The following is a 17,669-nucleotide window of genomic DNA, read 5'->3' as shown; positions in this document are numbered from 1 at the left end:
CGAACGCGGTGACGCGCCTGTCGTCAACTTCCCACCAGGATGCCCCCATGAAAACCGCACCCGCAGAAGTCCTTCACGAATACGGCCCGTTCCCGGGCGGCGACGCCGTGCATGGCGTTTCGTACGACGGCCAGCATGTCTGGGTCGCCACCGGCGACAAGCTCAAGGCCATGGACCCGTCCAGCGGCCAGATGCTTCGGACCCTCGATGTCACGGCCAACGCCGGCACCGCGTTCGACGGCCGCTACCTGTACCAGATCGCGGACGGCCGCATCGACAAGATCGACCCGCAGACCGGCGAGGTGGTGTCGTCGATTCCCGCGCCCACCAAGGACGGCAATTCGGGCCTGGCCTGGGCTGAAGGCTCGCTGTGGGTCGGCCAGCATCGCGAGCGCAAGATCCACCAGGTCGATCCCGAGACTGGCGCGATCCTGCGCACGCTGACGTCCGACCGCTTCGTCACCGGCGTCACCTGGGTCGACGGCGAACTGTGGCACGGCACCTGGGAGGGCGAGGCCAGCGATCTGCGCCATGTCGATCCCGCTACCGGCGAAGTGATCGAGCGCATCGAGATGCCGGCGGGCATGGGCGTGTCCGGGCTCGAATCGGATGGCGCGGATCGGTTCTTCTGCGGCGGCCCCAGCGGGAAGGTCAGGGCGGTACGGCGCAAGGGGCGCGGGTCGAACGAAAACTCAGCGTCGCGGGCGTAGGCGGCGTCCGGGCAGCTTCTCATCGAGATAGTCCACCAGCGCCTGCTGCGCGGGCGTCAGCAGCCGCGCGCTGCCGACCAGCGCCAGCTCGGTCGGCGGCGGGGCCGGCAATCCGGCCCTGGCGCCGAGCACCACATGATCGTCCTGCACCGCGGTGGCCGGCAGCAGGCTCAGGCCGAGATTCGCCGCGACCGCGGCCTGGATGCTGACCACGCTCTGGCTGGTGAAGGCGATGCGCCAGCTGCGGCCTGACGATTCGAGCGCGTGGATCGCCCGATCCCGGTACAGGCAGCCATGGCCGAACACCACCAGCGGCAGCGGGTCGGCGTCCATCGCGAAGTCCCGGCCCACGACCCATTTCAGCGTTTCCGGGCGGCGCAGCAGTACGGGCGCGCCATCGGCGTCGCGCTTGAGCAGCGCCAGGTCCAGCTCCTGCCGCGCGATCCGGTTGCCAAGTTCGACGCTGAGCCCGTTGACGGTATCGAGCCGGATCGCCGGATGGCGTTTGGCGAAGCCGGACAGCAGCGGAATCAGCCGCTTGACATCGAAATCGTCGGGCACGCCGAGCCGGATCACTCCGGCATTGCCCCGCGTCTGCATCATCGTCTCGGCCTCTTTCGCCAGATCGACCAGCCGGCGCGCGTAGCCCAGCAGCCGTTCGCCGGCCTCCGTCAGCGCAACGGACTTGCCGGCGCGCTGGCGCAGCAGCAGCGGCTGCGCCAGTTGGTCCTCCAGCTTGCGGATCTGCTGGCTGACGGTCGACTGCGTGCGGTGGACCCGCTCGCCGGCGCGCGTGAAGCCGCCCGCGTCGACGACGCTGACAAAGGTCTTGAGCAGTTCGAGATCGAGCATGATTTGATAATTCGATGAAGTTGCGCTGAAAATCGAATTTTCGAATTCAGCGGTCCCAGCTTAGCATGCGGCCATTCGCAACGTGAGAGCTGGAGCCCGACCATGCAACCTTCCCATCGGCCCGAATGGCTGACCTTCGACTGCTACGGCACGCTGATCCAGTGGGACGAAGGCTTGTTGGCCTACGTCGATCGCCTGCTGTCCCGCAAGGGATGGCGCGGCGTCGATCCGCACGAGTTCATCCGGGTCTATGACGAGCACGAGCACCGGCTGGAGCAGACGCCGCCGCATCGCTCCTTCGCCGAAGTCTCGGCCCACTCGCTGCGCGCCGCACTGGAGGCGTTCGGGCTGCCGTTCGAGGCCAGCGACGCCGACGCGCTGACCCGCCATATCGCCGCAATGCCGCCGTTTCCCGAGGTCGTGCCGACGCTGGCATGGCTGAAGGCACAGGGCTTCAAGCTGTGCATCGTGTCGAATACCGACGACGCCATCATCGCGGGCAATGTCGCGCAGCTCGGGGGCCAGATCGACCGTATTGTGACGGCTCAGCAGGCTGGGGCCTACAAGCCGTCGCCGCGGCTGTTCGAGCATGCCCATGACGCGATCGGCCTGTCGCGGGACCGGCTGCTGCATATCTGTGCCAGTCCGCATCTGGATCTCGCCGCCGCGCGGGACATGGGGTTCCGCTGCGTCTGGATCGATCGCGGCACGGCCCGCAAGCCCTTGCCCGACTATCGGCCGGACGCCGTGTTGCCCGATCTGGCCGGCCTGCGCCAGTTATTTGCTACGCTCGGGTGGGTGCAACCCTGAAGGAGCGATCCATGGCGCATCAACTTTCCAGCAAGGCGGCGGGAGATGCCGGCATGGCGGCGGCATTGCGCAGCGATCCCGCTGTCCTGCAGGCTCGCACCGATCTGGCGGCGTGCCTGCGCATGGCGGCACGGCTCGGGATGGCGGAGGGGATCTGCAACCATTTCTCGGCGACCCTGCCGGGACACCCCGGGCTGTTCCTTGTCAATCCGCTGGGGCTTGCCTTCTGCGAGGTCACGGCCTCGCGCCTGCTGGTCTGCCATGTCGACGGGCGCGTGATCGATGGCGAAGGCGAACCCGAGGCCACGGCCTTCTTCATCCACGCACGGCTGCATATGCGCAAACCGGCGGCGGTGGCGGCCTTCCATACGCATATGCCGAACGCGACCGCGCTGGCGATGGTCGACGGCGAACCGTTGGTCTGGGCCGGGCAGACCGCGCTGAAGTTCTACGGACGGGTCGCCACGGTACCCTTCAACGGCTTGGCGCTGGATGAACTGGAGGGCGATCGCATCGCGGATGCGATGGGGGAGGCGGACATCGCCTTCCTGCGCAACCACGGCGTGATGGTGACCGCGCCCAGCATCGCCCAGGCCTGGGACGATCTCTACTACCTCGAGCGCGCCGCCGAAGTCCAGGTGCGCGCGCACGGTACCGGCCGCCCGCTGCTGCCCGTGGCGCCCGACGTCGCCGCCATGTGCGCGCGGCAGATGCGCGAGGGCGATCCCGACAGCGCGCGCCTGCATCTGGCCAGCATCCACCGGCAGCTGGCGCGGCTGGAGCCGGACTATCTCGATTGAGGCAGCTGGGCAGCCGCTGCCGCTCAACCCGCGGTCAGCAGATCGATCATCGCCCGTGCCGCCGCCGACTGGCGGCGGTGCGGCGCATAGATCAGCGAGAACGGCCGCGAGCGGCCGCGCAGATGCGGCAGCAATTCGACCAGTCTTCCCCTTTCGATGCGATCGCGCACGATAAAGTCGTAGCTCTGGCAGATGCCGGCGCCGTGCTCGGCCAGCGAGACCACGCCGAGCACATCGTCCGAAATCGCGATGGGCGAGGCGGTCTGCCAGTCGATGTCCCGATCGCCGTCGCGGAATACCCACGGCGCGATGCGGCCCGTCCTTGGCAGCACGAAGGGCAGGCAGACGTGGCGATGCAGATCGTCCAGCGTCCGCGGCGTGCCCGCGCGGCGCAGATAGTCGGGCGCCGCGACCAGGCATAGCGCCGCGTCCTCGAGCTTGCGCGCCACCAGCCCGCTGTCGGGCAGGTCGCCGAGGCGGATGGCCAGATCAAAGCCTTCCGCCACCAGGTCGACATTGCGGTTCGTGATGTTCAGCTCCACCTGCACGCGCGGATATTGCCGCGTAAAGCGCGCCAGCAGCGGCGGCAGCCGGTAGTGGCCATAGGTCGTCGGCACGCTGAGCCGGACCCTTCCCGACAGTTCCCCTTCCTGTCCTTGTATTTCGCGCTCGGCGTCGTCGAGCAGCGTGAAGGCGGCGCGCGCCTGCTCGACGTACTGCCGTCCCGCGTCGGTCAACCCGATGCGGCGCGTGGTCCGGCGCAGCAATTGGCTGCCGAGCCGGGCCTCGAGCCGGGCGATGGCGCGGCTCAGCACCGAGGGCGTGGTCGACAACGCCACCGCGCCCGCCGTGAACGACCCGTGCTCGACCACCGCCAGAAAGGCTTCCACGTCCCCAAGATGGTCGAAGCGGCGCGCCATTATGTCCTCCGAAGAACAGATGAATTCCTGGCGGGCGAGTTTATCTCCGTTGGTGCGGGTAATAAAGTCCGGCATCACCACCCGACATCACCACCCGACAACGAGGAACCCCATGGACCTTCAACTGCAAGGCAAGACTGCCATCGTCACCGGCGCCACGGCCGGCATTGGCCTGGCCATCGCCCGCACCCTGGCGCGCGAGGGCGCCGCGGTGACCATCACGGGCCGTCATCGCGACAAGCTCGATGCCGCCGTCGCGGAGATCGCCGCGGCCGCGCCCTCCGCCAGCGTGTCGTGTTTCGTCGCCGACCTCGGCAGCGCGCGCGGTGCGGCCGCGCTGGCCGAGGCCGTGCCGGACACCAACATCCTGATCAACAACCTTGGCTACTACGAAGCCCGGCCCTTCGCGGAAATCACGGACGAGGACTGGCTGCGCATGCTCGACATCAACGTGATGTCCGGCGTGCGGCTGTCGCGCCATTACTTTCCGCGCATGCTGGAAAGGAACTGGGGCCGGGTGATCTTCATCTCCAGCGAGGTCGGCGCCTTCACGCCGCCGGACATGGTGCATTACGGCGTCAGCAAGTCGGCGCAGCTGGCGGTGTCGCGCGGCATGGCGGAGCTGACCAAGGGGACCGGCGTCACGGTCAACAGCGTGCTGCCGGCGGCGACGCGCTCGGACGGCATCGTCGAATACCTGCGCCAGACCGCGCCGCGCCCGGGCATGAGTGATGCCGAGATCGAAGCGCACTTCTTCGAGACGTACCGGCCCAGCTCGCTGATCGCCCGCATGATCGAGGCCGACGAGATCGCGGCGATGGTGGCGCTGCTCGCCAGTCCGCTCGGCGCGGCGTCCAATGGGGCCGCCGTTCGTGTCGAGGGCGGGTCGTTCCGTTCGATTCTTTGATCGGCGATCGCCGACCGCTCATCGCCGACCGCTCATCGTTCATCGCTCATCGCTGACCGCTCATCGTTCATCGCTGACCGGTCGCCGACCACGGACCTCCCATCACCGACCGCGACTTTGCCGACCATTCATCGCCGACAGGCACGGCCACGCGCCGTCAGCGCCTGTCGGCCCAAACTTCCGGACATCACCATGCTGCTTAACCCGTCCCGTCTCGCCGCGCTGACGTTCACCGCATTCACCGCATTCACCGCCGTCCCGGCATTCGCCGATACCGCCGCCCAGATCCCCCTCGAACGCTGGCGCAGCTATAAGGGCGTCAGCTGGGAGCCGTCCCGGCAGGGCGCGGACCCGGCGCCCTTCGCCGGCTCGGTCAACGCGCCGATCGCCGGCATTCATTTCGATGCGCGGGGCCGCGCCTTCGTCAGCACGCCCCGGCTGGTCTCCGCCGACGCGCCGGCGACGCTGAGCCTGCTCGATACCAGCGCGCGGAGCGGGCCGGCCCGGCTGTCGGCCTTTCCGTCGGTGGACGGCAATGCGGTCGATGCCGCCCCGGACACGCATCTGCGCAACGTGCTCGGCTTTCATATCGACCGCCGCAACGGCTGGCTGTGGGCGCTCGACATGGGCTTCGTCGCGGGCCAGGCCGAGGCCCCGGTGGGCGCGCAGAAGGTGATGGTCTACGACCTGCGTACCGGCCGCACGGTGCGGCGTATCGCGCTCGATGGCGTGGCGGACCGCAAGGGCAGCTTCCTGAACGATATCGTCGTCGACGAGCGGCGCCGGATCGCCTATATCTCCGACAGCGGCCTGCGCAGCGCGCCGGACAATCAGGCGGGGCTGATCGTGGTGGACTTTGCCGCAGGCAAGGCGCGGCGCGTGCTGGACCGGCACGCGAGCCTGTTGCCGGAGCCCGGCGCGAAGGTGGTCTCGCATGGCGCCGAGGTGTGGCCGGGCAACCCGTTGAAACTCGGCATCAACGGCATCGCGCTGTCGCCCGATGCCGGCACGCTGTACTGGGCCGTCACCACGGGCACGCACGCCTATGCCGTGCCGACGCGGCTGCTGCGCGACAAGGGCGCCAGTGCGCAGACGTTGTCCGCGGCGGTGCGCGATCTCGGCGACGTCGGCGGCAATACCGATGGCATCGTCACCGACGCGAAGGGCAAGCTGTACATCACGGACGTGACGCGCAACGGCATCGTCAAGTACGACCCGGCCTCCGGCGCGATGTCGCTGCTCGCGGCCGACGAGGGCGTGCTCTGGCCCGATACGCCCGCGCTGCTGCCCAACGGCGACCTGGTGTTCACCGCCAGCCATCTGAACGGGCATTTCGCGGGGGTGGTCAAGGCCGGCGAGGAGCGTTATGACCTGTGGCGCCTGCCGTTGCAATCGCGGAAACCGTCCCGGGACAAGCGCGACTGAGCCGGGGCGGCGCGGGGATTCGACGCGATGGGGCTTGGCAAGCGGGCGGTGGACAAAGGAAGATAGGCGCCATCCCCGTCAACCGACCCCTGGAGTAAAACGATGAGACTGATCGGCATGCTCGATTCCCCCTATGTGCGCCGCGCCGCGATCACGATGCGCCTGCTGGGGCTGTCCTTCCACCATGAACCGGTTTCGGTGTTCCGCACCTTCGAGCAGTTCCGCGCCATCAATCCGGTGGTCAAGGCGCCGTCGCTGGTCTGCGACAACGGCGTGGTGCTGATGGACTCGACGCTGATCATCGACTACGTCGAGGCGCTGGCCGGACGCAGCCTGATGCCGGCGGACCTGGCGGCGCGCCAGCGCGATCTGCGCGTCATCGGGCTGGCGCTGGCCGCGTGCGAGAAGGCCGTGCAGAACGTCTACGAGCACCAGCTGCGGCCGGCCGAGAAGCAGCACCAGCCGTGGGTGGAGCGCGTCGACGGCCAGCGCACCAGCGCCTTTGCCCTGCTGGAGGAAGAGGTCGCGCGCCTGGCGGTGCCGGTACAGGAGAGCGCGCTGTCGCAGGCGCAACTGACCACCGCGGTGGTGTGGAGTTTTACGCAGGCCATGCTGCCGGGCGCGGTCGATCCGGCAAAGCATCCGGCCATCGCCTCGCTGACGGCGGCGGCGGAGCGCCTGCCGGCCTTCGAGGCGTATCCGCACGCTTGAGCGCGTCTCAGGGCCTCGACGGCCGCCTGGCGTGCTAGCGCGGCTGTTTGCCGGCACGGTCCCGTGGTGCAAACGCCGTGGCCTTGATTTCCACCAGGCCCCCATCGGGGTTCAGGTCCGCCACGCCCAATTCCACCGCGACCGGATACGGCGCGGCAAAGAACTCGTCCCGAACCCGGCCGATGGCCGCCAGCTGGCCGGCCTTGTCCAGCGCGAGGCGTTCGCTGCCGAAGACATGGAACATCTGCAGTTCGACGACATCGTCCAGTTGCGCATCGCATGCGAGCAGCAAGCGCTCGATCTGCCGGAAGACCCCACGCAATTCGTCGCAGAACGCCGGCTCGTCCATCGGCTCGGTGCGCCTGTTGCAGGCGACCACGCCGGAGAGATAGACGAAGTCGCCGACGCGGCGGGCAGGGGCATAGTGGAACTGCGCGACATCGTCCTCAAGCTCGGCCGGGATGGCCACCATGCCGGTGGCGGTTGGAATCTGGCGAATGTCGGTGCTGACGGGATGGCTCATCGGTATTCTTCGCGGCTAGAAATTTATCGATCGGTACAGAAATGGGCAAAAAACAACGGGTGCGTCAGACCCGTTGCATCGTTGCTCGAAGAGGAACTGCGCTCAGGCGGCTGAGCGCGTGCCGACGAGCATAATTTGTTTTGTACCGATCAGTCAAATAATGCCGGTGCGCCGTTGCGGATTGCCGCGGCTGAACGCGCAGGGTACGCAACGGCGCTGCCTCACTCCGCCCGCACTCCGCCCGCACTTCGCCCTTATTCCGCCCTTATTCCGCCCTTATTCCGCCCGGATATTCGCCCGCGCCGCGACGGCTCGCATCTCCGGCAACTCCTTCTCGACCCTGGCCTTGACCGCGGCGCCATTGCCATAGGCGGGCGTCAGCGCCAGTTCCACCAGTCGGGCGCGCGTGGCCGGGGCGTTGACGACGTCCGCCAAGGCCTTCTCCAGCTTCTGCTGGACCGGCGCCGGCAGCCCGGCCGGTGCGATCAGCGCGAACCACGTTCCCATCTGGAAGCCCGGATAGCCGCTCTCGGCGACCGTCGGCACCTGCGGCAAGGCCGGCAGGCGCTGCGGCGACAGCACGGCCAGCGGACGAATCCTGCCGGCCTTGATCAGCGGCAGACCCGCCACCACGGTGTCGACCGCGACCTGGACCTGGCCGCCAGCCAGCGCCGTCAGATTGGGCGCGCTGCCGTTGAAGGGCACATGCACCATGCGGATGCCGGCGGCCGACTTCAGCATCTCCCCGCCGAAATGCACCGACGAACCGGTGCCGAACGAGCCGTAGGAGAACTTGTCCGGATCGGCCTTTGCCTGCGTGACGAGGTCCTTGAGAGAATGCAGCGACGTGTCGGGATTGGCGACCAGCACCAGGCTCATATCGGCGACCAGGCCCAGCGGCGTGAAGCTCTTGATCGGGTCATAGGCGAGGTTGGGACGAATTGCCGGGTTCAGCGTCAGCGTGGTGCTGGCCGCCAGCAGCAGCGTATAGCCATCGGGCGCGGCCTTGGCGACCTGCGTGGCCCCGATCACCGTGCTGGCGCCGGGCTTGTTTTCCACGACCACGGTCTGGCCGAGCTTCTCGCCAAGGCCCACGGCTAGCAGACGCCCGAGCACGTCGGTCGCGCCGCCCGCGGCAAAGGGCACCACCAGACGGATCGGGCGATCGGGATACGTCTGCGCCGCGGCCGGCGCGGTGGCCATGGCAAAGACGGCGGCCAGGCCGGTGCATGCAAGGAAGAATCGCTTCGGGGGCATTGCGGTCATCAAGGGCACTCCTGCCAGCAGTGGTGGATTTCGAAATCGATCGAGAGGCTGCGTTATTGCCGTATGTGGTGTGGCTCAGCCAAGCCAGGGACTGCGGACCCGCGAGAATCCGCCCGCCTGGTCGTAGGCATGGCCCAGCTGCAGCACGGCGGCATCGGTCTGCGCGGGCCCGATGATCTGAATGCCGGCGGGCAGGCCCTGCGGCCCGAAACCGGCCGGCGCGGCGAGTGCCGGGAGACCGGCCATCGTCGCCGGCACCACGGTCTGCATCCAGCGGTGATAGGTGTCCATGTCGCGGCCGTCGATGGCGTGCGGCCAGTCCCATTCGGCGTCGAACGGAAACACCTGCGCGGCGGGCAGCACCAGATAGTCGTAGTGTGCGAACAGCTGGACCAGCGCCTGATACCAGGCGCTGCGCACGCACATCGCTTCGTACACGCGCGTGCCGGGCAGCGCCATGCCGCGCTCGATCTCCCATGCGGCCTCGGGCTTGAGCATCGCGCGCTTGGCGGGGTCGTGCCATAGCGCGGCATTGGCGCCGGCCACCGAGAAGCTGCGCAGATCGATCCATGCGTGCCACAGCTTTTCCAGATCGAATGCGGGCAGCGCGGGCTCGACGGTGCAGCCCAGCGTGCGGAAGTGGTCCAGCGCGCGGGCGCAGGTATCGAGCAGGCCCGGCTCGGTCGGCAATTGGCCGCCCAGGTCGCCCAGCCAGCCGATCCGTACGCCGGTCCAGTCGCGCTCCGGCGGCAGCGCGAAACTGCCCGGCGGCTCGCTGCGGCGCGTCAGCGGCAGGCGCGCATCGAAACCAGCCTGCACCGACAGCAGCATCGCCAGGTCCGGCACGTTGCGCGCCATCGGGCCGGCCACGCTGAACTGCTGGAAGAAAACCTCGTCGGTCGGGCCGTGCGGCACCAGCCCGAACGACGTGCGCAGCCCGTACACGTGGTTGAACGCCGCCGGCGTGCGCAGCGATCCCATCATGTCCGAGCCATCCGCCACCGGCAGCATGCGCAGCGCGACGGCGACCGCCGCTCCGCCGCTGCTGCCGCCCGCGGAGCGCGAGGGGTCGAAGGCATTGCGCGTGGTGCCATAGACCGGGTTGTAGGTATGGCCACCGAGGCCGAACTCGGGGGAATTGGTGCGCCCGACGAACAGCGCGCCGGCCTTGCGCATGCGCGCGAAGATCGCGGCATCGGTCTGCGTGACCTGTCCGGCGAAGATTGGCGAGCCCTTGGTCGTGACCATGCCCGCGGCCGGGCTGATGTCCTTCGGGGCCTGCGGGAAGCCATGCAGGGGACCACGGCTTTGCCCCTTGGCGAGTTCGGCATCGCGCTCGGCCGCCTGGGCACGCAGCGGATCGCGGTCGAGCGGGGCGACGATGGCGTTGACGCGCGGATTGTGGCGGTCGATCTGGTCGAAAAAGGCGTCGAGCACCTCGACGCACGAGACCTCGCGCGCATGGATGGCGCGGGACAGCGCGACGGCATCGAGTTCGACGATCGGGTCGGTGGGCTGGGCGGTCGGCCGATTGGCGGGCTGATTCGTGGACTGGCTGGAAGCGGTCTGGTCGGGCGCCATGGTGGTGGTGTCTCCTTCGTTGTTCCGGAAAAGCATACGGGTCGGGCCGGGTTTCGCACAATCGACGATTATTTCAAATATCCTTGCGTAAAACGCAAACCAGAACGGGCCTTTGCGCCAGGGAGCCGGATCGATGCTGTCGCACCGCCTGCAGGACACAGCCCTGCGCTATTTCCTCGAAGTGGTACGCAGCGGCTCGCTGACCGAGGCGGCGCAGCGGCTCAACGTCACCGTATCGGCGGTCAGCCGCCAGGTGGCCGCGCTGGAAACGCTGCTGGGCGTGCCACTGTTCGACCGCCGCCCGCGCGGCATGGTCGCCAGCGCCGCCGGGGAAGTGCTGGCGGCCTATGCCTTGCGAGGCGCGCTGGAAGCGGACCGCGTCGTCTCGGAAATCGCCGCCCTGCAGGGCTTGCGGCGCGGCCGTGTGCGCATCGCCAGCTCCGCGGGCTTCGCCATCGAATTCCTGCCGCGCTGCATCGCCGAATTCCGCGAGCGCTATCCCGGACTGCACTTCCATGTCCGCGTGGCGTCGCCGGCCGATGTCACCGGCATCGTGCTGCACGGCGACGCCGATATCGGCATCACGTATAGCCGCGCTGGCGAGCAGGGCATCCGCGTCGAACACCGCCAGCCCGCGCCCGTGATCGCCATCATGCGCCCCGACCATCCGCTGGCGCGCTTTCGCAGCGTGACGCTGGCGCAGATGCAGCCGTATCCGCTGGCATTGCCGGAGGCCGACAACACGGTGCGCCAGCTGTTCGATATCGCCGCCGGCGAACGCGGCATCGTGTTCGAGCCGGTGCTGGTCACCAATCATTTCGAGACGCTGACCAGTTTCGTGCTGCACGGGGGAGGGTTGTCGATTTCCGGTGCGGTGACCGTAGGCGACCGCTTGCGCCGCGGAGAACTGCACGCCGCGGTGATCCGGGAGCGGGGGATGAAGGGCAGGGCGATCGAACTACAGACGCTGGCGGGGCGGACGCTGCCGGAGGGGGTGAGGGCGTTTCTGGGGTTTGTGAGGGAGAGGTTGGGGGCGGAGGCGGGGGCGGCGCGGTGAGCGGGCATTTCCGCTGCGCGATACCTTCAACTCCGTGGGAACGCCGCCGCCCCTCATGACATCGATCCCCATGAACGAACCCGTTCGCCCACGCCCTCAGGCGCCGCGGCGAAGGGATCTACTTGATGGAGGAGCGATGACATGAAACACATCCTGACGGCCCTATCCCTATGCTGCGCCGCGGCAATCGCCTGGGCCCAGTCCCCGAACGACGCCCAGATTGCGGCCATCGTGGTCACAGCCAATCAAGTCGACATCGACGCCGGCGAGCTGGCGCGGACGAAGGCGAAGTCCAAGGAGGTGAAGGAGTTCGCGGACCTGATGGTCACCGACCACTCCAGCGTCAACAAGTCCGCAATGGACCTGGCGAAGAAGCTCGATCTCAAGCCCGAAGACAACCCCACGGCGCAGACCCTGAAGCGCGGCGGGGAAGCAAACATCGCCAAACTGAAGGGGCTCAAGGGGGAGGCCTTCGATAAGGCCTATGTCGATCAGGAGGTCGACTACCACCAGGCCGTACTGAACGCCCTGGACAAGACCCTGGTGCCGAGCGCCAGCAATGCCGAGTTGAAGGCTCTGCTGGTCAAGGTGCGGCCGGCGTTCGTCGCGCATCTGGAGCATGCGAAGCATCTGCAAGCCTTGCTGCCGAAGACCAAGAACGCGAAGACGAACAAGAAGCCATGAATTGGAGCCGGGGGACCATTCTGGGACCGCTGGTGATGGCGGCGGTCCTTGGCGGCACGGAGGTCGGTGCGGCGACCTATATTGTCACCATCGAGGGAATGGAATTTCGTCCTTCGACATTGATGGTGCACCGCGGCGATCGCGTCGTCTGGGTCAATCAGGATATCGTGCCGCATACCGCGACGTCGGCGGACGGCAGGACCTTCGATTCCGGCCATATCGCACCCGGTGCGTCATGGGAGCACGTGGTGCAGGGCGATGGATCGGTGCCCTACGTCTGCACGCTCCATCCGACCATGCAGGCGGTTCTGGATATTCGCAAGCGATGATCCCTTCCAGTGCAACGACGCCCGCTACCGGCCAGCCTCATGGCGAAGACCAGGAGCTGGCCCGGCGTATCGCGGCGGGCGATCGTTCCGCGTTCGAATTGCTGATCCGGCGGAACAACCGGCGTCTGTACCGTCTGGCGCGCGCGGCGCTGCGTGACGATGCGGAGGCGGAAGACGCGCTGCAGGAGGCCTATCTGTCGGCCTATCGCGCGATCGGCGAGTTCCGCGGCGACGCGGCGCTGGCGACCTGGCTGTCGCGGCTGGTACTGAATCAATGCCTCGGTCGATTGCGACGCCACGCACGCCGCGAGAAGGTGATTCCGATGGTGGCTTCATCCGGGGATGACGCTATGGAGCACGACTATCCCGCACCCGACGACGATGCACCGGACAGGGCATTCGCGCGTACCGAATTGCGCGGACTGATCGAGCGCCAGCTGGACCGGTTGCCCAAGACGTTCCGTCTCGTTTTCGTGATGCGCGAAGTCGAGGAAATGAGCGTGGAGGAGACCGCGCAGTGTCTCGATATTCCGGAGGCAACGGTCCGCAGCCGGCATTTCCGTGCACGCAGCCTGCTGCGGGAAGCGCTCGCTCGCGAGATCGATCTCGCCGGTCGCGATCTGTACGAATTCGGCGGCGTGCGCTGCGACCGGATCGTGCAAGGCGTGATGGCGCGCCTGGACCGCGAGAACGCAGGCAAGGCTTGAGCGGAGGGGCGGAATCGACATCGCCGCAAGGAGACCCCACATGACAATTTCACTCTGGCGTGGCACCACAAATCCGACCGGCTGGCCCTTGCTGGTCGAGGACATCCAGACCGATATCGCGATCGTCGGTGGCGGCATTACCGGGGTCAGTCTCGCCTGGCGCCTCGTGCAAGCTGGCCGCAGCGTGGTGCTGCTGGAGGCGAATGGGTTGGGCGTCGGGGATACCGGCAATTCCACCGGCAATCTCTACGCAACGGTCAGCAGTGGCCTGCATGCGCTTCGGCAGAAGTGGGGCGACGAGGTCGTGCGGCAGGTCACGCAGTCGCGCGCGGAAGCGGTCGATTGGATCGAGGAGCATGTCCATCGCCTCGGCATCGATTGCGCCTTCCGGCGCTGCCCCCTGGTGCGCTATCCGGCGTCGGCGAATGCGCGCGACGGGATCGAGGCGGAATTCGAGGCCTCGCTGGCCGCCGGTCTTGCGATCCGCAGGGAAGGGGCCTTGCCGCCAGGGTTGCCGCATGCGCACGGCGATGCGCTGGTGCTCGAGCAGCAGGCGCAATTCCATCCGCTTGCCTACGTGCTGGCGCTGGCCCGGCATGCGGCCGACAATGGCTGCCGCATCTTCGAGCGCTCGCCGGTGGTCGAAATCGACCGCGCGCAGCAACTGCTGCGAACGGAGCGGGGCAGCGTCAAGGCGCAGCACATCGTGCTCGCCACGCATTCGCCGAGCGGCTTCCATCTGATGCAAGCCGGCATGGTGCCGCATCGCGAGTACGGATTGGCGGCGCCATTGGACGGCGATTCGTTTCCGGTGGGGATCTTCTACGCCGAGGGCAGCGAGCGCCTGTCGGTGCGCGGGCTCGACACCACGCAGGGCAACTACCTGGTCTGCGTCGGCCAGACAGCGAAGACCGGTCAGCATGACGCGGCAGCGGCCATGACAAAGCTGGAGGAATCGGTAAGGCAGCGCCTCGGCATTCGGCAAATTGCCTATCGCTGGTCGGCACAGAATTTCCCGTCGCCGGACGGCTTGCCCTATATCGGCAAGGACGCCTTCGGCAGCTACGTCGCGACGGGCTTCGCCACCGACGGCCTGACCTACGGCACGCTGGCCGCGGCCATCCTCGCGGACCAGATTCTCGGCATCGACAACCGCTGGAGCGAGCTCTACAAGGCAACGCGCCTGACCGCGGTGAAATCGGCAAAGGGGACCGCCGAGGAAGTGGTCAGCATGGGCAAGGCGCTGATCCAGGACTATCTGTCGCGTCGCCAGCACGAGCAGCTGCAGAGCCTCGCACCGGGAAGCGCCGCGATCGCGGAATTGGAAGGCGAACGCGTCGCGGCCTATCGCGATGCCGCGGGGCGCCTGTTCGCGGTATCGCCCGTCTGCACGCACATGAAATGCATCGTGCATTGGAATGCTGTCGAGATGAGCTGGGACTGTCCCTGCCACGGCAGCCGTTTCGCGCCGGACGGCAGCGTGTTGTCGGGCCCCGCGCTCGCGCCGCTGACCATCAAGCTGGTCCCCGATCAGGAAAGCGGAACCTGAGCCGGCGCGACCGGGCCTGCATCGCGCCCGTTCTGCCATGCGGAAAATGGCGGAAAACCCCAACGTGTCGCGGGCTGGAACAGCCACTAAGATGAACCGGCAGCAGCGGACCCCAAAATCAGCTGACCCAAAACAACAGCCGGAGACATCAGCATGGATCGACGACAGTTCCTCGGCGCGGCGGCCTGCGCCACCGCGACGCTCGCGGCAACCGGCCTGGCGCCAAGCGCATGGGCGGCGGATTGGCCGAGCCGGCCGATTCGGCTGGTGGTCGCCTATCCGCCGGGGGGCGGCACCGACGTGGTGGCGCGGCTGTTCGCCGATTACTTCACGAAGGTCATCGGCCAGTCGGTCGTCGTGGAAAACAAGCCGGGCGGGGCGACGATCCCCGCCACGCAGGACGTGATCCGCGCGAAGAACGACGGCCACACCTTGCTGGTCACGCTCGGCTCGTCGGCGACCTCCGGCGCCCATATCAACCGCGTGCCCTACGACCCGCTGACCGATCTGACCGCATTGGCGGAGCTGGGCAAGGCGCCGGTCGTGATGGTGGCGAACAAGGACGCGCCGTTCTCCTCGCTGAAGGAACTGATTGCCTGGTCCAAGGCCAATCCCGGCAAGCCGCTGCATTCCGCGTCGTACGGGCCAGGAACCTCGTCGCACTTCGGGCCGCTGCTGTTCAACCGGCTGTCCGGCACCCATATCGAGCCGGTGCTGTACAAGGGCTCGGCGCCGGCCACGCAGGACCTGGTCGGCGGCGTGGTGCCGTTGATGATCGACGGGCTGACCACGGGGGTGCCGCTCTATCAGGCGGGCAAGACCAAGGTGCTGGCGACCACGATTCCGGAACGTTCCGATCTCGCGCCCGGTGCGCCGACGTTCCGGGAACTGGGATTTGCCGAGATGGAGCAGTTGAGCGGCTATTTCGCGCTGTTCGGTCCCAAGGCCATGCCGAAGGACACCGTCGAGGCGGTATCGGCAGCCGTGCGCAAGGTGCTGGCCGACCCGGCCTATCACAAGCGGCTGGCGGGCGTCGGCGTATTGCCACCGCAGGCCGTCACGCCGGAGGCCTTTGCCACGCAGATCAAGACCGATCATGCCCGGTGGGGCAAGTTCATCAAGGACATCGGCTTCAAGATCGACGGAACCTGAGCCCCTCCACGATGGCGGGTTTCCCATCCGGGGCGTGGTGCCCTATGCTACGGGCTTTGCGTGGCTTGCCAAGGCAGAGCAAGCACAGCGCAACCCGGCCATCCGGCCCGGTTGCGATCGCCACGCCAGCCTGGAATCAGAGGAATCCGCCTTGAAGGCCGAAAGCAGCGCGTCCACCGTCGACGACTACCAGAACCTGTTCGATCTCGCCCCAGTCTCGTTGTGGCTGGAAGACTATAGCGACCTGAAACGGCATCTCGATGGCCTGCGCGCCGCCGGCATCGTCGACCTGCGCGCCTACCTGCATGGCCATCCCGACGAGGTTGCCCGTTGTTCGTCGCTGATGCGCATCGTCAATGTCAACCGCCGCACGCTGGAGCTCTACGGCGCCCGGGATCTCGCCGATCTGGTCGGAAATCTGGACAAGGTGTTCCGCGACGACATGTTCGAGCAGCACGTCGAGGAACTGGTGGACCTGTGGGACGGCCGCGGCGTCTTCGGCGGCCAATCGGTCAATTACACGCTCGATGGCCAGCGTCTCGATATCCAGCTGTCAGGCCGCGTGCTGCCGGGCCACGAGCAGCATTGGGACCGCGTGCTGCTGTCGATCGACGACATCACGCAGCGCCAGCGCGCCGAGCGGGAGCTGCGCAATAGCCAGCAATACGCGCTCGGGCTGTTCGAGCATTCGCCGGTGTCGCTGTGGGTCGAGGACTTCAGCGCGGTCAAGGTGTTGCTCGACGAGGTGCGCGCCGCCGGCATTACCGATTTCCGGACCTTCCTGAACGTCCATCCCGATTTCATCGCGCGCTGCATGCAGGAAATCCGCGTGATCGACGTCAACCAGCAGACCTTGCTGATGTTCAGCGCGCCATCCAAGCCGGTGCTGCTGTCGCGCCTTGGGGACGTGTTCCGCGATGACATGCAGGGGCACTTTGCCGAGCAGCTGGTCGATCTGTGGAACGAGAAGCTGTGGCAGCAGCGCGAGGTCGTCAACTATGCGCTGGACGGCCGCCAGGTCGATGTGTACATGCAATGGTCGGTATTCCCCGGGCACGAGGCCGAATGGGATCAGGTGCTGGTGTCGCTGACCGACATCACCGCGCGCAAGAAGGCCGAGGCCTACGTCGAATTCCTCGGCAAGCACGACGTACTGACCAAGCTGTACAACCGCGCCTATTACGAGGACGAGCTGGCGCGTCTCGGCCGCAAGGGGCCGTGGCCGGTCAGCGTGATCGCCGTGGATCTGAACGGACTCAAGCAGATCAACGACAACCTTGGCCACGGCGATGGCGATGCGCTGCTGCGCCGTGCGGGAGAGGCCCTGAAGAAGGCGGTCGGCGACGGCTTCTGCATCGCCCGTGTCGGCGGCGACGAGTTCATGGTGCTGCTGCCGGACCGCGACGAACATGCCACGGCCTCGATCGTCGCGCAGATCGAGCAGGTCGTCGAACTGAACAACCAGTTCTATCCGGGCGCGGCACTGAACTTCGCGATCGGCGCGGCCACCTGTGCGGTCGGCGAGCGCCTGACCGATGCGGTCAAGCAGGCCGACGCGCGCATGTATGCGGCCAAGCGGGCGTACTACGAAAAGCTGCGGGCAGAGCGGGAGCGCCGCAGCAACTGAGTCACCCAACCAAGCGCGCCACCAGGCTCAGCGCCAACGTCACCACCAGGCCCACCGCT

The 17,669-nt window shown here is 67.3% G+C and carries 18 protein-coding genes; 13 read left to right on the top strand and 5 right to left on the bottom strand.

The window, feature by feature from the left end:
- The first annotated feature begins 47 nt into the window (after nucleotides 1–47).
- Nucleotides 48–710 (top strand): PQQ-binding-like beta-propeller repeat protein, encoded by a 663-nt coding sequence (locus tag K7G19_RS03335; RefSeq protein WP_226105774.1) that lies wholly within the window; start codon nucleotides 48–50, stop codon nucleotides 708–710.
- Here K7G19_RS03335 and K7G19_RS03330 read toward each other — a convergent pair.
- Nucleotides 693–1,562 (bottom strand): LysR substrate-binding domain-containing protein, encoded by an 870-nt coding sequence (locus K7G19_RS03330; RefSeq protein WP_226105772.1) that lies wholly within the window; start codon nucleotides 1,560–1,562, stop codon nucleotides 693–695. The two genes, K7G19_RS03335 and K7G19_RS03330, sit on opposite strands and share 18 nt — an antisense overlap.
- Nucleotides 1,563–1,664: 102 nt before the next feature.
- Between K7G19_RS03330 and K7G19_RS03325 the strand changes: the two genes are divergently transcribed.
- Nucleotides 1,665–2,372 carry a haloacid dehalogenase type II gene (locus tag K7G19_RS03325; protein WP_226105770.1) on the top strand — a complete coding sequence of 236 codons (708 nt, stop codon included), beginning with the start codon at nucleotides 1,665–1,667 and terminating at the stop codon, nucleotides 2,370–2,372.
- An 11-nt stretch (nucleotides 2,373–2,383) separates the two neighbouring features.
- Entirely contained in the window at nucleotides 2,384–3,172 is a 789-nt protein-coding gene (locus tag K7G19_RS03320) for an aldolase (RefSeq protein WP_226105768.1), read from the top strand.
- Between the two features lie 23 nt (nucleotides 3,173–3,195).
- Here K7G19_RS03320 and K7G19_RS03315 read toward each other — a convergent pair whose 3' ends face one another.
- On the bottom strand, nucleotides 3,196–4,092 hold the full coding sequence (locus K7G19_RS03315) for a LysR family transcriptional regulator (protein WP_149315978.1): 897 nt from the start codon (nucleotides 4,090–4,092) through the stop codon (nucleotides 3,196–3,198).
- Between the two features lie 112 nt (nucleotides 4,093–4,204).
- On the opposite strand from K7G19_RS03315, the gene K7G19_RS03310 reads away from it, so the two are divergent.
- From K7G19_RS03310 to K7G19_RS03300, 3 genes are all read left to right on the top strand, one after another.
- The gene (locus K7G19_RS03310; RefSeq protein ID WP_226105766.1) at nucleotides 4,205–4,999 is read left to right on the top strand and encodes an SDR family NAD(P)-dependent oxidoreductase; all 795 of its coding nucleotides are present in this window, start codon (nucleotides 4,205–4,207) and stop codon (nucleotides 4,997–4,999) included.
- A gap of 192 nt (nucleotides 5,000–5,191) precedes the next feature.
- Entirely contained in the window at nucleotides 5,192–6,424 is a 1,233-nt protein-coding gene (locus K7G19_RS03305; protein ID WP_226105764.1) for a major royal jelly family protein, read from the top strand.
- A gap of 102 nt (nucleotides 6,425–6,526) precedes the next feature.
- Nucleotides 6,527–7,135, top strand: coding sequence for a glutathione S-transferase (locus K7G19_RS03300; protein ID WP_226105762.1), 609 nt, complete (start codon nucleotides 6,527–6,529; stop codon nucleotides 7,133–7,135).
- A 34-nt stretch (nucleotides 7,136–7,169) separates the two neighbouring features.
- Here the strand turns inward: K7G19_RS03300 and K7G19_RS03295 are convergent, their stop codons facing one another.
- From K7G19_RS03295 to K7G19_RS03285, 3 genes are all read right to left on the bottom strand, one after another.
- Nucleotides 7,170–7,658, bottom strand: coding sequence for a Rid family hydrolase (locus K7G19_RS03295; protein WP_226105760.1), 489 nt, complete (start codon nucleotides 7,656–7,658; stop codon nucleotides 7,170–7,172).
- A 276-nt stretch (nucleotides 7,659–7,934) separates the two neighbouring features.
- Nucleotides 7,935–8,924, bottom strand: coding sequence for a tripartite tricarboxylate transporter substrate binding protein (locus K7G19_RS03290; RefSeq protein WP_226105758.1), 990 nt, complete (start codon nucleotides 8,922–8,924; stop codon nucleotides 7,935–7,937).
- Between the two features lie 75 nt (nucleotides 8,925–8,999).
- A complete protein-coding gene (locus K7G19_RS03285) occupies nucleotides 9,000–10,505 on the bottom strand; it encodes an amidase (protein ID WP_226105756.1) in 1,506 nt (501 codons plus the stop codon).
- A 133-nt stretch (nucleotides 10,506–10,638) separates the two neighbouring features.
- Here K7G19_RS03285 and K7G19_RS03280 point away from each other — a divergent pair, with 133 nt between their 5' ends.
- From K7G19_RS03280 to K7G19_RS03250, 7 genes are all read left to right on the top strand, one after another.
- Entirely contained in the window at nucleotides 10,639–11,562 is a 924-nt protein-coding gene (locus K7G19_RS03280; RefSeq protein ID WP_226105754.1) for a LysR substrate-binding domain-containing protein, read from the top strand.
- A 141-nt stretch (nucleotides 11,563–11,703) separates the two neighbouring features.
- Complete coding sequence (locus K7G19_RS03275) at nucleotides 11,704–12,246, top strand: DUF4142 domain-containing protein (RefSeq protein WP_226105752.1); 543 nt, start codon at nucleotides 11,704–11,706, stop codon at nucleotides 12,244–12,246.
- Nucleotides 12,247–12,281: 35 nt separating this feature from the next.
- Nucleotides 12,282–12,575, top strand: coding sequence for a plastocyanin/azurin family copper-binding protein (locus K7G19_RS03270; RefSeq protein ID WP_150083991.1), 294 nt, complete (start codon nucleotides 12,282–12,284; stop codon nucleotides 12,573–12,575).
- The gene (locus tag K7G19_RS03265) at nucleotides 12,572–13,282 is read left to right on the top strand and encodes an RNA polymerase sigma factor (protein ID WP_226106298.1); all 711 of its coding nucleotides are present in this window, start codon (nucleotides 12,572–12,574) and stop codon (nucleotides 13,280–13,282) included. The genes K7G19_RS03270 and K7G19_RS03265 overlap by 4 nt, the downstream gene beginning before the upstream one ends.
- 40 nt (nucleotides 13,283–13,322) lie before the next feature.
- Complete coding sequence (locus K7G19_RS03260) at nucleotides 13,323–14,831, top strand: FAD-dependent oxidoreductase (RefSeq protein ID WP_226105749.1); 1,509 nt, start codon at nucleotides 13,323–13,325, stop codon at nucleotides 14,829–14,831.
- A 153-nt stretch (nucleotides 14,832–14,984) separates the two neighbouring features.
- Nucleotides 14,985–15,983 carry a tripartite tricarboxylate transporter substrate binding protein gene (locus tag K7G19_RS03255; RefSeq protein WP_149315969.1) on the top strand — a complete coding sequence of 333 codons (999 nt, stop codon included), beginning with the start codon at nucleotides 14,985–14,987 and terminating at the stop codon, nucleotides 15,981–15,983.
- A gap of 151 nt (nucleotides 15,984–16,134) precedes the next feature.
- A complete protein-coding gene (locus K7G19_RS03250; RefSeq protein WP_226105748.1) occupies nucleotides 16,135–17,610 on the top strand; it encodes a diguanylate cyclase domain-containing protein in 1,476 nt (491 codons plus the stop codon).
- The last annotated feature ends 59 nt before the right edge of the window (nucleotides 17,611–17,669 follow it).

Origin of the sequence: Cupriavidus sp. DB3 (genome assembly GCF_020418465.1) — a bacterium.
GTDB lineage: Bacteria > Pseudomonadota > Gammaproteobacteria > Burkholderiales > Burkholderiaceae > Cupriavidus > Cupriavidus cauae.
This window is presented reverse-complemented; position numbering and strand designations above follow the sequence as displayed.

Bases quoted from the DNA above. Each gene is read 5' to 3' on its own strand.
- K7G19_RS03260 (WP_226105749.1), top strand. From the start codon at position 13,323: ATGACAATTTCACTCTGGCGTGGCACCACAAATCCGACCGGCTGGCCC.
- K7G19_RS03255 (WP_149315969.1), top strand. From the start codon at position 14,985: ATGGATCGACGACAGTTCCTCGGCGCGGCGGCCTGCGCCACCGCGACG.
- K7G19_RS03325 (WP_226105770.1), top strand. From the start codon at position 1,665: ATGCAACCTTCCCATCGGCCCGAATGGCTGACCTTCGACTGCTACGGC.
- K7G19_RS03295 (WP_226105760.1), bottom strand. From the start codon at position 7,658: ATGAGCCATCCCGTCAGCACCGACATTCGCCAGATTCCAACCGCCACC.
- K7G19_RS03315 (WP_149315978.1), bottom strand. From the start codon at position 4,092: ATGGCGCGCCGCTTCGACCATCTTGGGGACGTGGAAGCCTTTCTGGCG.
- K7G19_RS03290 (WP_226105758.1), bottom strand. From the start codon at position 8,924: ATGACCGCAATGCCCCCGAAGCGATTCTTCCTTGCATGCACCGGCCTG.
- K7G19_RS03320 (WP_226105768.1), top strand. From the start codon at position 2,384: ATGGCGCATCAACTTTCCAGCAAGGCGGCGGGAGATGCCGGCATGGCG.
- K7G19_RS03275 (WP_226105752.1), top strand. From the start codon at position 11,704: ATGAAACACATCCTGACGGCCCTATCCCTATGCTGCGCCGCGGCAATC.
- K7G19_RS03280 (WP_226105754.1), top strand. From the start codon at position 10,639: ATGCTGTCGCACCGCCTGCAGGACACAGCCCTGCGCTATTTCCTCGAA.
- K7G19_RS03265 (WP_226106298.1), top strand. From the start codon at position 12,572: ATGATCCCTTCCAGTGCAACGACGCCCGCTACCGGCCAGCCTCATGGC.
- K7G19_RS03305 (WP_226105764.1), top strand. From the start codon at position 5,192: ATGCTGCTTAACCCGTCCCGTCTCGCCGCGCTGACGTTCACCGCATTC.
- K7G19_RS03300 (WP_226105762.1), top strand. From the start codon at position 6,527: ATGAGACTGATCGGCATGCTCGATTCCCCCTATGTGCGCCGCGCCGCG.
- K7G19_RS03330 (WP_226105772.1), bottom strand. From the start codon at position 1,562: ATGCTCGATCTCGAACTGCTCAAGACCTTTGTCAGCGTCGTCGACGCG.
- K7G19_RS03310 (WP_226105766.1), top strand. From the start codon at position 4,205: ATGGACCTTCAACTGCAAGGCAAGACTGCCATCGTCACCGGCGCCACG.
- K7G19_RS03270 (WP_150083991.1), top strand. From the start codon at position 12,282: ATGGCGGCGGTCCTTGGCGGCACGGAGGTCGGTGCGGCGACCTATATT.
- K7G19_RS03285 (WP_226105756.1), bottom strand. From the start codon at position 10,505: ATGGCGCCCGACCAGACCGCTTCCAGCCAGTCCACGAATCAGCCCGCC.
- K7G19_RS03335 (WP_226105774.1), top strand. From the start codon at position 48: ATGAAAACCGCACCCGCAGAAGTCCTTCACGAATACGGCCCGTTCCCG.